Source organism: Gordonia sp. J1A, from assembly GCF_055393515.1.
The window spans coordinates 2825066-2837727 of the sequence record NZ_AP041607.1 but is presented as its reverse complement, the minus strand read 5'-3'; the positions used below and the strand labels follow the sequence as shown (position 1 = coordinate 2837727).

Sequence of the window (12662 nt, the reverse complement as noted above, 5' to 3'; positions counted from 1 at the left end):
CGATGACCGCATCGATGGGAAGCAGCGACGAACCCACCGAGTCGTCCGGCGAGGGTTTGGGGCACCTGCGGGAGTCGGTTCGACCGCTCACCGTACTCGACGATGCGGAGCGGATCCGGTTGATCCGGTCGGAGAGGTGGATCGGGTATCCGCAGGCTCGTACGGTCATCGACCATCTGGAGACGTTGCTGTCGTGGCCGGACCGGCAGCGTATGCCGAACCTACTGTTGCTCGGTCCGACGAACAACGGCAAGTCGATGATCATCGAAAAGTTCCGGCGCACTCATCCGCCGATCAGCTTGTCCGACCGCGAGCAGATACCGGTGTTGTGCATGCAGATGCCCCCGGACCCGTCACCTGGCCGGTTCTACCTCGCACTGCTCACAGCGTTGGGAACACCGACCCGACCACGCAATCGGGTCCACGAACTCGAACAGCAAGCATTGATGCTGCTCCGCGCCACCGGCGTACGGATGTTGATCATCGACGAGCTCCACAATGTTCTCGCCGGCCGCGACAACGTCCGCCGCGAATTCTTGAACGTGCTGCGATTCCTGGGCAACGAACTACGCATTCCTCTTGTCGCCGTCGGAACCCGCGACGCCTACCTCGCCATCCGGACCGATCCTCAGCTGGAGAACCGATTCCACCCCATGACTTTGCCGGTCTGGACCAACACGGCCGACGCCAGATCACTGCTGGCCAGCTTCACCACGAGCTTCTCCCTCCGCAAACCCTCGCACCTGACATCACCGGAGATGACCGACTACCTCCTCACTCGCTCCGAGGGCACCATCGGTGAACTGACAACGCTGCTCACTGCCGCAGCAGTGACCGCCGTCGACAGCGGAGAGGAAGCGATCACCTCATCGGTGCTCACGCGCACTCCGTACGTCGGCCCCACGGAGCGCCGCCGCCAGTTCGAGCGCCACCTCGCATGAACGCGCGGCTCGCACCTATGCCCGATGATGCGTACGTTCGCCCGTGGCCGCTGCACCCGCAGCCACTGCCAGGTGAGGCCCTCTCGTCCTGGTTGGCCCGGATATGCGAGCTGTATCCGCACATCAGGCCTTCTGACCTGCTCGCAGACCTCGATATCGATTGTGCTGTCGAGGATCTCGACCGCTACACACCGGAGCCGATACTTGCCGAGCTGGCCGTTCGCGGCGCAGTTCCGGTAGAGAGGGTACGGATGATGACGTTGGCGGGGTGGACACCGTGGCTGCTCGACAGCACCGACCCCGCCGACTGCGACTTCGACACCTACGTCCACCAATTTTCGATCCTGCTACCGGCCGACCTCGCGAGGGAGGATCGACGACGCCGCACACCCACGAGCGAGGCATGGTTGCCGTGGGCTAGCACTCCGCGCAGTCGGGCATGCCCGGCATGTGTCGACAGCCTCGAATCCACTGCTGATATCAACATGACTCTGCTGCGTCAATATCCGGTGCTGAGCAGCTGCCTCGACCACCGTTGTCGACTCGAACCCTGCTCTGCTTTCCCTGGTCATGCGATCTTCTGGGATCAGGTCCGGTTCGGTTCGGACGAACGGGTCTCGCCCGTTCCGGTTTCTTCAGCGGTCACGGACCTCGATCGGCGCAGCACCGAGGCTCTGACGACGGGATGGGTGGAACTCGGCTCAGGCCGGGTACATGCCGCAGTGTGGTTCCGGCTTCTGCGCACCGTCGTCGACGAAGTGTCCTCGCCACTGGTTCGCACCGGACGGTGGGCGACGAGACTCGTTGCGATATGGAGGGCCGCCGGTCGTTCTCGCCCGTTGCGGACCGCGTGGGTTCCGTTCGAGGACCTGCACTGGGACGAGCAGGCGAAAGTCCTCGAGGCCGCAGCGATCGGCATCGCGATGGTCGAGAGCGGTGAGATCAATGCCGGCGGTGCGCACGCATCTCTGCTGCGCCCACGACCCTATGAGCCGGTCGATCCCGGGACACCTCCGACGCGCTCGTCCTATCCCGCACCCGAGCGCGATTTATGGGCTGACGCGCACGCTGCAGCCGAGGCCGCCATCGAGGCAGCGCGCGTCGATCCCGCATCCGCCAGTTCGTTGTACAACTTCCTGCGCTGGGGGTGCCGCACCGCAGCGGAGCTGGATGAGACGGTGCGACTGTTCGTCGACCACGGGATCCCGCTGCAACATCCGCCGACGTAGTTCTCGCCCGATGGAGCGGGGTCGTCCGCGACGCACACGCGGCGATGGCCGACAAGGCCCGTTTTGGCGGCGGTGTCACAGTCACCAACGTTATTTGTGCGGTGACCGACGAGAATTTTCCTTCCCGCACCGTAGACCCACAAACCACCAGCTGAGCGTGGTTTTGGATCCAGAAAATGTGTCGGAGCTGCCCGCTACAGTCCTTTCCATGACAGAACGCCAGCCAGCAGACGGCCCGAACACTGTCCCAGCTGTCGTGTCGTGTGGCGCAGCGGTGTTTCCGGATCTGACGCCCGAGGTTGCCGCCCGGATAGAGCGGTCGATGGCTGCATCGCGGTCCGCCGGTACCCGCCGGGCTTACAGCTCGGCGTGGCGAGGCTTCGAGACCTGGTGCACCGCCACCGGACATGCCGCGTTGCCGGCGCATCCCGCCGTGGTGGCCGCGTATCTCGTCGCCGCGGCCGACACACTCACCGTCGACGGCACGCGGGCGTATGCGCCTGCGACATTCGGCAAATGGATTGCAGCGATCGCCGACCGCCACCGCAGCGCCGGCTACGACAACCCGTGCGGACACGAAATGGTGAAAGCGACTCTGGCAGGTGTTCGTCGGGATTATGCGTCGGCGGGGGAGCGGCCCCGCAACCCGCGGGCACCGCTGCTGACCTCCGACATCACCACGATCGTCGACCACGCGCGCCGCAGTGCTGTCGGGTGGGCGTCCGAGGTGCTCGAGCGCCGCGACACCGCGCTGCTGCTGATGGGCTTCACCGGCGCGTTTCGTCGCAGTGAACTCGTAGCGCTCGAATGCCGCGATGTCCGCCGCGACCGTCTCGACGGCGCGCACGTACAGATCCGGAAGTCCAAGACCGACCAGGCCGGCACCGGAGCAGTGAAAGCACTACCGTTCACCAACCGCCACGAGTCATGCCCGGTGTGCGCGTGGGTGCGATGGCTGCAGCTCGTCGCCGCGTTCGACACCGGCGGCAGAGTCGCCGTCATTCGGTTACTTTCCCGTGCAACACCATTCGACTCTCATGTGTGCCGGGGAGCATTGCCCGCCGCCGACAAATCTTCGCCGCTGTTCCGATCGGTCCGCAAGAATGGCAACCTCTCCGACACTGCGCTCTCCGGGGCTGCGGTGCACGCCGCGATCCGTCGCCGCGCCGCTCGCGCCGGCTTCGACCCCGAGACGGTCACACAGTTGGGTGGGCATTCGTTGCGGGCAGGATTCGTCACCCAAGCATTCCGCAACGGCGCAGACGCCCACGCCATCATGCGCCAGACCGGCCACACGACCCCTGGGATGGTCGAAATCTACGCCCGTGAGCACGCACCCATGCTCGGCAACGCCGTCACCGACCTCGGACTATGAAACCGGAACTAGGCGGAATTGCGTCCGATGCAACTGCGTTCCACCGCATAAGCTGATGCGACCTGGACGTTGACCGCGGTGTCATCCTATCCGTTGCCGGCTTTCCGTCTCGCCTGACCTGCGGCGACGGCAGTCAGACTAGACTTGATTCAACATTGTTGTGTTTAATGCAACGCATGGGCGAGACTGAGATTCCGGGTGCGGCGCATCTGGTGTTGACCGACGGGGTAGTGCATCTCGAGCCCGAACAGGCAGTGTTCGAAGCGATGCTGGCGGGGTGGGAACGTCAGCAACGAACGCGGTTTCTCAGTGACGAGGGGACGATCGCGCCGCGTTTGTCGCTGGTGCGTCGGATGGCCGAGTTCACCAATTCGTATCCGTGGCAATGGGAACCGGCGGACGGTGAAGATTTCATCGTGCATCTGCGGTCCTCGGTCCGGCGTAAGCCGATCGTGGTGTCGACCGCCCGGTCGTACGAGATGTCGATTTGCTTGTTCATGGAGTACGTCACCGACAGCCGCTACGGTTGGCCTGCGCAGTGCTGGGATCGGTTTTCGGTTGTGCCGCAACAGGTTTTTCACGAGGGAAACACGATCGCGCATGCTGCAGATTTCGAGGGCGGACCGGGGAGGCGGCCGCTGACCTACGACGAAGTGCAGACCTTGTTCGATGCCGCGGACGGCCGCGTCGAGCAGATCCGCAAGCTGGGCCGCAAAGGTTCGTTGACAGCGTTACGCGACGCCGCCCTGCTCAAGACCGTCTACGCCTACGGACTGCGCCGTCGAGAGGCCCGCGGGTTAGATCTCTCCGACCGACGCCGCGCACCGAAAGCAGCGCAGTACGGCCAGTACGGTGCTTGGTTCGTGCGGTGGGGGAAGGCATCGAAGGGAAGCCCGCCGAAGCGGCGCACCGTGTTGACGGTTCCGGAGATGGATTGGATCGTCGATGTGCTCGACCACTGGGTCGAGGAGGTTCGGCCATTGATGAAGCCGGGCGCGCTGACCGCGCTCTGGGTCAGCGAGCGCGCCGGTCGAATGTCACTGCGCAGCATCAACGATGCCTTCGAGCAAGTGCGTCAGGCGGCGGGGTTGCCGGTCGAACTCGACCTGCACTGTCTGCGGCATTCGTACGTCACGCATCTGGTGGAGTTCGACTACCCAGAACGGTTCGTCTCCGAACAGGTCGGTCACCGATACGCCTCGACGACCGCGATCTATACCGGTGTATCCGACGAGTACCGAACCCGACTAATACGCCGAGCGCTGCAGAGCCGCGACACTTTATGGAAGGGAGCGCCATGATCAAGAAGATGGGCTACCGCTGGAACCTGCGACGCCTGATGGCCGACCATGAGATGTTCCAGACCACCGAGCTGGGCCCGCTGCTCGCCGAGCGCGGGATTCACCTCTCCCGCGAACAGGTCTACCGGCTCGTCACCGCACCGCCGCAACGGTTGTCGATGGACACCCTCGCCGCGTTGTGCGACATCCTCGGGTGCACACCGAACGACCTCATCGAGATCGACGTCGTCAACACTGCTATCAAGAAGACGAGCAACGGCAGTACGGGTGAGCACCCAGCCCCGCCACGGGCACGACGCACCACCATCCGCCGACCAGAGACGACATGAGCCGACGGCCGGGAGTCGAGCCACGCCAAATCGTGCTCGAGCGAGCCGCCCATCACGTCAGAAACAGTGTTCCTGACCTCAGCCTCTGCGCCGCAATGGAATTCGTTGCCGAAGCGGTAGTCGACTCAACACTGAGACCGTTGGAAGCGCACCTTGCGCGGCATCCCGATGCGCTGACGTCGGGATCATCGAACACCCCAGTGGCAGTGCAGCGACTGGCCGCGCTACTCGTCGCGGCCGGACACACCACGGTCACGATTCCCAGTTGCCTACGATGCAAGGCCCCAAAGATCCTGCACCACATAGTCGACGGAGGTCGTGTCTGCGACAACTGCCGACGATATTTCCACTGCGCGCCGTGCAGTCGCTGCGGCAAGGATCGGTCGATCGCCAAACGCGACGACCACGGCAGACCACTGTGCAGCTCATGCGTCCCCCGCAAGAGGGGGCCATGCGGACAATGTGGGCGAGTGTTGGCGATCAAGGCGCGGCGGAGCGACGGCGCCGCATTGTGTCCGAATTGCTACCGCACTCCGCACTGCACCTGCATCCGGTGCGGGGAGGACGCGCCCACATACGCCCACACCGACGACGGCCCGATCTGCAAAAGCTGCTACACCCGGCCCAAGCGCCGCTGCGGTGGGTGCGGCGAAGTCAGGGGAATCGACCGCACCGCCCGAGGCACCGAACCTGATCTCTGCAACCGCTGCCTCACCCGACCACGACACCCATGCGTGATCTGCGGTGCGGCGCATCCAGCACATCCGGATGCCCAACAACCGGTATGTCTTCGCTGCCGCGACGACGGCCATGTCCTCGAACCCCAGCTCACCGAATCCCCGACACGAGTACGCCGGCGACAACACGAAACCGCCCACGACGCACTCGAGGCAAAGCTCCGCATCGTCCTCAGTCACCCGGAACACGGCATTGCCGAGCAACTTGTTCCGTTAATTGCCGTCTTCGCCCACGTCCCCAATCCGTCTTCGATGATGCGCTGGCTTCATCGACGCGCCGGCGGTGCGAAGTTGCTTCACGAGCTCGCTCAACGAGCCCACCACGAGTCCCTGAGCCATGAACTGCTCGACCAGTGCCCGCCGAGCTATGCTTTGCACCGACTGCGTGATCTGCTCGTCCACGCGGGAATTCTCGCGGAGCGCGACGAGTTGCTCGAGCGAATCGAACAGTGGCTCGAGCATGCCCTCGGTGAACGGCCCGCTCATCACATCGCACTCGTGCGACCATTCGCCACCTGGCACGTTCTGCGGCGTGCTCGCCGACGATCCAACCGACGGCCCGTCACGGTCAGCGCTGCCACTTACGTTCGGAGCCAAATCGCAATCAGTCTCGAATTCCTGACCTGGCTCGATGAACGCGGCAAGACACTGCCCACGACCGATCAAGCCGACATCGATGTTTGGCTCGACGGTGGCAGCGAATACCGTTACTTCGTAACCACATTCATAGAATGGTCGAAAGGAAGGAAGCTATGCTCCGACCTGACGGTGCCCCAAAGGCCGAGCGCCGACCCGTCGAACTTGCTCACCGAAGAAGACCGGTGGGACATGCTCGACAGGTGTCTTCACGACGACGAACTGCCTCTCGACGTCCGAGTCACGGGTGCGCTCGTCCTGCTTTACGGCCGCACAACCACCAGCATCGCTACGCTGACCTGTGGCCGCATCGACGTCGTCGACCAGGAGACCTACCTGCGTTTCGACGAAGGCCCCGCCTTGGTGCCACCTGCACTGGCCGCACTCCTGACCACCCTGCGAGACAACAGAGTCGGTCGCGAAACCTTCTACCAGACCGAACTCGCAACCCGATTTCTGTTTCCGGGAAGGTCCCCGGGCAGGCCAATGGCGTCTGCTGTCCTCGCACGCAAACTCCGCCACCACGGGATCGAACCGCTTCCTGCCCGCCACTCGGCTCGCTCGGCCTGGGCCCGCGACATCCCTGCCCCGATCGCCGCTGACCTACTCGGCGTCAACATATCTACAGCCACCAAATGGTCCAGTCGAACACGACGAGACTGGGCCGACTACCTGCTCGCTCGTTCCGAAGAGCAACAAGACGAATCATGAACGCCAAGCTGAAACAGTGAATGTGCACTTACACAACACATTCAAGGTCCTACCATCGAGCATTTCGACCAGGTTCGATCCGGGCATCGGGTCTCGACTACCTGTCCCTGTTTTCGGATACACCGACGAGTGGGCAGGTTACGTCGCCGGTGGCCCCCAAATGGGGTTGCGTCTACGATTCGGCGCTTGGGTAGGAAGCGACTGCTTCGACCTCGAACAGAATGTCGGGCATGGCCAAACCCGACACACCGATTACGGTCTGTGTCGGTGGCAGCTCCCCGCAGCTGTCATGGACAACACTTCCGATGATTCCGAGCTTCTCGAAATCCGGGCCGACGACGTAGGTTCTGAGTTGGACGATGTTGCTGTGGTCGAGCCCGTGCGAAGCCAGGGCCACGCCGAGGTTGGCGAATGCTTGTTTCACTTGGCCGGCGAAGTCGGCAGAGACGACCATGCCGTCCTTTCCGGATCCGTACTGACCGGAGACGAACACTAGGCCAGTACCGGCCGGCACTGCCGCAGTGTGACTGTAGCCGTAGGGAATTGGGTCGTGGAGCTCACTGGGGTTGATGACTGAGTGGGACATGGGTGTCACCCTTCTTGTTCGCCGAGCGCCGGCGGGTTGCCGGAAGTTTCGTGGGTATCAACTTGGAGGACGTACGCCAACTGGGAGATGACTACGTCGCGGTAATTCGTTGCAGGAAGAGGCAGGTGGCCGAGTACCGTTGGGTACAGCACGCCGACGATGTTTGCCACTGCGACTTCGACGATGGACTCGACATCGAAGCGCGGGTCGAATTGACCGCTCTCCACTCCTCGACGAACAGCGTCCGCGAAGGGTTCTCGGTACTGGGTCGCCAATGCTGTGGCGTGCTGCCGGAGTTCGGTGTCGTGGGCGGCTGCCGTCCAGAATTCCATGAGCATCCGCCAGGTCGGAACATCCGTTGCAAGGCCACGGTCCACCATCGCCACCAGTTGTTTCCATGGGTCATCGAATTGCGCCGTGAATTCGCGCATGGCTTCAACGGCAACGGAAGTGGCGCGTTGGAAAGCTTCGATCAACATGTCCTCGCGAGATCCGAAGTAGCCCTGCAAGGTGCTTACTGCGATACCGGAGGCCTCGGAGATATCTGCGTACCTGGTGCCGCTGTATCCGCGGACCGCCATAGTCGATATCACCTGATCGAGCACGAGGAGACGCTTGGGGCCACCTGCTCGTCGGTTGCGCACTGCGGCTTCGCTCATAGCCATACCGTATCACAATACGGTATGGCTAGCCGGTTCAACATCCGCCTTCGATCACGTCCACCGCCGCAAACGAGCCTCCGATTGACGTGACGGTGCGAATGGACGGGCTCGTACGGAACGGTTTCGCGCCCGCTGACAGACGGCGGGCAGATCTGAAGATGCTTGGGCTACGGGGGCGTCCACCTCGGCTCGACGTCACCAAGGCTGGGCGAGCGGTGCCTAAACTGTTGTAACAGCCAAACCGGGGAGGAAGTGTCACCGTTTCCGAACACTGCAACTTTGAATATCGACACTCCGCCAGTCAATCGAACGGAATTACGTTCGGCTCGGTGGCTTATGGCATCTCGGGTCTCGGCCGCTCCGCAGAACACACATGGGCATTGTTCTGCGACTGGTGCGCTGCCAGCGACCGGTCGTCGCTGCCTGCTACACCGTCCACACTGGCAGAGTTTCTTGACCACCACCCTGCCGCAGTCGCCACGCAGCGTCGTCGAGTATCGGCTGTCAACGCTGCCCACCGCAGTCGCGGTATGGCCGAACCCGGTCGCTCGGTCCCCATTCGGCTCGCTCTCGCAGAGCGCCGCCGGGAACGTCTCACCGAAATCCGTGGCTGCGCTGCATCGATCATCGACGGCATTCTGTCGTCTGGATGGCCATACGGGCTGTTCGGGCGACGTGATGCACTGATATTGACTTTGGTTTCTGCCGGACTGACTTACCGTGACATCAGCACTCTGCGCCGCGGCGACATCGAGGTCGCAGGGCCGGACCTGATCGTTTCCGGCCTGCACCGTGTCACCCCGACCATGCTCGGCAGTTACGGTGAGTCCGGTCCGGTGTCGGTGTACCGGCGCTGGGCGCAACTTCAGTCGATGTTCGATCGCTCCGCGAGTATCTCGATGCTCCGTGAATTTCTCGACCCCGATCGCTCACCTTCGATGTCTGCGTCTCCGGTGGTGACAGCGCAGCACGCGGAGGAGCCGCTTGTGGTTCGTATCGATCGCTGGGGCTACACACCCTGGACGCCGGAACCGCTCACAGTGCAGTCGCTGTCCGCACTGACGCGCGCTCACCTGAACGGTCGGCCGGCTGCGCATCGACCGCGCACCCTGTGGACGACGAACGACCCCGACAGTGCTGTTCTACACGGAGCAGAACCAGGTCGATCGGGCTTCGTTCTGGACAATGCCTACTACGAGCACGGGATTCGTGCCCGGCGTGACGCACACATCCGCCTCGCCGAGCTCGACGATCGGTTCGACGACATCAATGACCGCGTCGACGATCTTTTGCGCACTCTCGTCGACATTCTCGACGAACACGACGGATGGGATCGCGGCGACTGTTGATGCTGTCTCTCGGGCAACTGGCATCGGCGGACTGATTGCACTGTCGGTGTGCTGTCGACCCATGGACACAGATGTCGACTTCCGTCACCGGCTCGATGTCTACGTCGATGAGTGGGTGCCCTTGGGTCGATGGCAGCACCGTCTTCGATACCCGACCGCCGAAACGACGAGACGACCGAAGGCGCGTCCAATTGTCGTCACAGTCATCGCAAACGACTACGAGTATGAGCCCCTGAGGGTGATATCAGCACATACCCATGGGGTACATCTGACCGTGTATACATCCGATGCTCGCTGGGTCGCCTCGGATAGCTAGGGGTCTCGGATCCTGCGACGTACGTGTCGTCGATATCCGTAATTTTCTGTGGGACACCCGACAGTGGGCTGCGGGTCGATTGGTTCTGGTGAGACGAGGAGACTGGTGTGATCGCTCGATGTCGCAGGTCGGACTCGGACTTCGATCCGGGGTACGTCGTGAGCGCCCCGACCTCCTTCGACTGCGGTCCAGCCACTCGGCCGGCCGTTCGACCAACATGCGGTTCGAGGCACCGCATCCAAACCTGGCCCGTGTCGGTGACGACTCGGTCTCAGCGAGAGGCCCGCGCGATCGTGTTGCCCGCCGGATCGTCGATCACGATCGAGTGGATGTCCTCGACAGAAAGGGACGTCGCGCCGGTCACCGCTGCTGCTCGGCTCGCGGTGACCGACCATTGAGCTGCTTGCTGTCGAGCCCCGTCGTTGCCGACCACCTGGAGAGTGAGGACGCCTGCGTCGGGGAGTTGTTGGACGTCGACGTCGATCGATGTGCCCCAGGCTTTCGTGGTGAGCTCGAGCTCACCTGTGGCCCCGATGGTGCTCGACAGAACGAGCGGGCGGGCTCCCGCATCGTTCACCGTTGTCGAATCGTCGGAGCGGGCGAGGCTACTGAGCGGGACGATCGCCGCAGCGACTCCCAGAACGAGGGTCGCCGACACCGCAGTCCACACTCGCCGCCGCCTCTTCTCGGAGGTCCGTTGCTGCCTCATCGCGCTCAGCAGGTGGTCGAGTCGCTGGTCTGCACCGGCCGTCGAGTGCACCGGTGAGAGATCTGCTGGCTGCCTTCGACGTCGAAGCACACCCGCGACGGGTGCCAGTACGTCGATTTCGGTTCGGCAGGCAAGGCAGTCGTCGAGATGTCGTCGTACCGCTGCTCGGTCGTCGCGCTCGAGTCCGTCGAGTACGTACGCCCCGAGCAGTGGTCGGATCTCGTCGTGCGCTGAGCTCATGGAATCAATCCCAACTCGTCGAAGATCCGGCGTAGGGCACGTACAGCGTAGTAGGAGCGGGACTTGACCGTGCCGACCGCGATATCGAGGTGTGCGGCCACTTCGGAGACGGTTCGGCCCTCGTAGTAGATGAGCACGATGACCGCTCGATGCTCCTCGGACAACCGGTGCAGCGACTCGTCTATGAGCCACCCGTCGAGGACCCCGCCCAATTCGTCGTCGATGCACTCGGCAGCGAGTGCGATCTGGTCGTGGACAAGAGTCGGCCTGCTCGTGCTCGCCCGCCACTGATCGGTGAGCACGTTTCGCGCGATCGTCATGAGATAGGACCGCGTCGATGCTGCTGTCACATCGATGCGGTCGATCCCGCGCCACGCACGCAACATCGTCTCCTGGACGATGTCCTCGCACTGCTCGCGGGTCTGGGTGTAGCGGCTGACGAATCGAGTCACTGCATGCTGGTGCTCGCGGAAGAGCGCCGACATGGCAACTTCGGACGCATCGACGAGCTGATGGTTCTGCTGTGAGCCGGATTCGACACCGTCCACCTAACTGCCCGAGCCGGAAGCGGCATCGGTGAAACCGGTCGTGGCGGCCTCGACCATGTCGAGAACGGGATTGGTCGGCGAGATCGAATGCCGAGCAGCGAGTACACGGATATCGGGATGAGCCACGTGAACGATCCCTTCGGAGTCCTGCCACGCCACGTATCGGGCGGGGAGGTCGATCCCCATGGTCTGCTGCGCTCCGACCAGCGCAGTCGAGACCGCAGGATTACCGACGTAGGTGACCATGGTGGGCCTCAGAGGTGTCTCGGCAGCGGCGGACGCGAGATCGACGGTGGCGACTGTGGGCTGATTCTTGGCCGCGAACGCTGCCTCGTATCGAGCGATGGACGCAGCAACCGATGCATCACTGGTCTTTTCGACCAGGTATCTCGGCGCTGTGGACACATCGGTGCCCTCTGCAGCGGCCGCCGAGGATCCCGTCGCATCGGACGCGGTGGATGCCGACCCGGCCCGGAGTCCGTCGAGGGCGTCGGACGACACCGGGATACCAGCGAGCGCCGCGATGTACTCCGCGGAGTTGTATGCCAGAAACACCGTCCCGTTGGCAGCCTGCCAGACCAGGTACTTCTGTGGAAGGTCGATCGCGGCCCGTTGATCCGCGGTGATCAACGGCGACGCCGCCTTCGGATTCCCCCCGATCACCACGGTGGTCGGACGGATCGTCTTACCTGTTCCCTGTGCCAACTTCTCGAAATCCACAGTGGCTGCCACAGTCCCCACCGTCTCGAGCGCGCGCTGGACCCGAGAGACCGTGTCACTCACGGAGTAGTTGCTGGCGTACACCACCAGACCGGGTTCGGACGGTGCTGCATCAGGTGTTGAGGCGCTCGGATCCGCCGACGTGGACACCGGAGTACTCGACACAGCGACCGAACCGGTGGGTTCGGTGGAACCGCACCCGGCGAGGGCGATCATCGCCGCCGACGCCAGGAGCGACGTTGCCATACGGAACCTTGAAGTGTTTGTCAAGTC

The 12662-nt window shown here is 63.3% G+C and carries 12 protein-coding genes; 7 read left to right on the top strand and 5 right to left on the bottom strand.

Annotated elements, in window-relative coordinates; all coding sequences use genetic code 11:
- The first annotated feature begins 2 nt into the window (after nt 1-2).
- From ACZ5QD_RS13275 to ACZ5QD_RS13250, 6 genes are all read left to right on the top strand, one after another.
- Nucleotides 3-941, top strand: coding sequence for a TniB family NTP-binding protein (locus ACZ5QD_RS13275; protein WP_006898166.1), 939 nt, complete (start codon nt 3-5; stop codon nt 939-941).
- Nucleotides 938-2170 carry a TniQ family protein gene (locus tag ACZ5QD_RS13270; protein WP_051999703.1) on the top strand — a complete coding sequence of 411 codons (1233 nt, stop codon included), beginning with the start codon at nt 938-940 and terminating at the stop codon, nt 2168-2170. The genes ACZ5QD_RS13275 and ACZ5QD_RS13270 overlap by 4 nt, the downstream gene beginning before the upstream one ends.
- Nucleotides 2171-2378: 208 nt before the next feature.
- Entirely contained in the window at nt 2379-3545 is a 1167-nt protein-coding gene (locus ACZ5QD_RS13265) for a site-specific integrase (RefSeq protein ID WP_039868144.1), read from the top strand.
- 176 nt (nt 3546-3721) lie between these two features.
- A complete protein-coding gene (locus ACZ5QD_RS13260) occupies nt 3722-4846 on the top strand; it encodes a tyrosine-type recombinase/integrase (RefSeq protein WP_006898169.1) in 1125 nt (374 codons plus the stop codon).
- Nucleotides 4843-5175, top strand: coding sequence for a helix-turn-helix domain-containing protein (locus ACZ5QD_RS13255; RefSeq protein ID WP_006898170.1), 333 nt, complete (start codon nt 4843-4845; stop codon nt 5173-5175). The genes ACZ5QD_RS13260 and ACZ5QD_RS13255 overlap by 4 nt, the downstream gene beginning before the upstream one ends.
- Before the next feature lie 470 nt (nt 5176-5645).
- Entirely contained in the window at nt 5646-7259 is a 1614-nt protein-coding gene (locus tag ACZ5QD_RS13250; RefSeq protein WP_157225346.1) for a hypothetical protein, read from the top strand.
- 172 nt (nt 7260-7431) lie between these two features.
- Here ACZ5QD_RS13250 and ACZ5QD_RS13245 read toward each other — a convergent pair whose 3' ends face one another.
- Together ACZ5QD_RS13245 and ACZ5QD_RS13240 are read right to left on the bottom strand one after the other, a co-directional pair.
- Nucleotides 7432-7845: a RidA family protein gene (locus ACZ5QD_RS13245; protein ID WP_006898173.1), complete on the bottom strand. Its 414-nt coding sequence runs from the start codon at nt 7843-7845 to the stop codon at nt 7432-7434.
- A gap of 5 nt (nt 7846-7850) precedes the next feature.
- Complete coding sequence (locus ACZ5QD_RS13240) at nt 7851-8504, bottom strand: TetR/AcrR family transcriptional regulator (protein WP_101841652.1); 654 nt, start codon at nt 8502-8504, stop codon at nt 7851-7853.
- Between the two features lie 332 nt (nt 8505-8836).
- Between ACZ5QD_RS13240 and ACZ5QD_RS13235 the strand changes: the two genes are divergently transcribed.
- Nucleotides 8837-9856 (top strand): hypothetical protein, encoded by a 1020-nt coding sequence (locus tag ACZ5QD_RS13235; RefSeq protein WP_006898175.1) that lies wholly within the window; start codon nt 8837-8839, stop codon nt 9854-9856.
- Nucleotides 9857-10443: 587 nt separating this feature from the next.
- On the opposite strand, the gene ACZ5QD_RS13230 is transcribed toward ACZ5QD_RS13235, so the two are convergent.
- From ACZ5QD_RS13230 to ACZ5QD_RS13220, 3 genes are read right to left on the bottom strand one after another with little or no spacing between them, the layout of a single operon-like run.
- Nucleotides 10444-11121, bottom strand: a complete 678-nt coding sequence (locus ACZ5QD_RS13230; RefSeq protein WP_081598158.1) for a zf-HC2 domain-containing protein — start codon at nt 11119-11121, stop codon at nt 10444-10446.
- Nucleotides 11118-11669, bottom strand: coding sequence for a sigma-70 family RNA polymerase sigma factor (locus ACZ5QD_RS13225; protein ID WP_006898178.1), 552 nt, complete (start codon nt 11667-11669; stop codon nt 11118-11120). The genes ACZ5QD_RS13230 and ACZ5QD_RS13225 overlap by 4 nt, the downstream gene beginning before the upstream one ends.
- Nucleotides 11670-12635, bottom strand: coding sequence for a DUF302 domain-containing protein (locus ACZ5QD_RS13220; protein WP_039868152.1), 966 nt, complete (start codon nt 12633-12635; stop codon nt 11670-11672).
- Nucleotides 12636-12662: the final 27 nt, after the last annotated feature.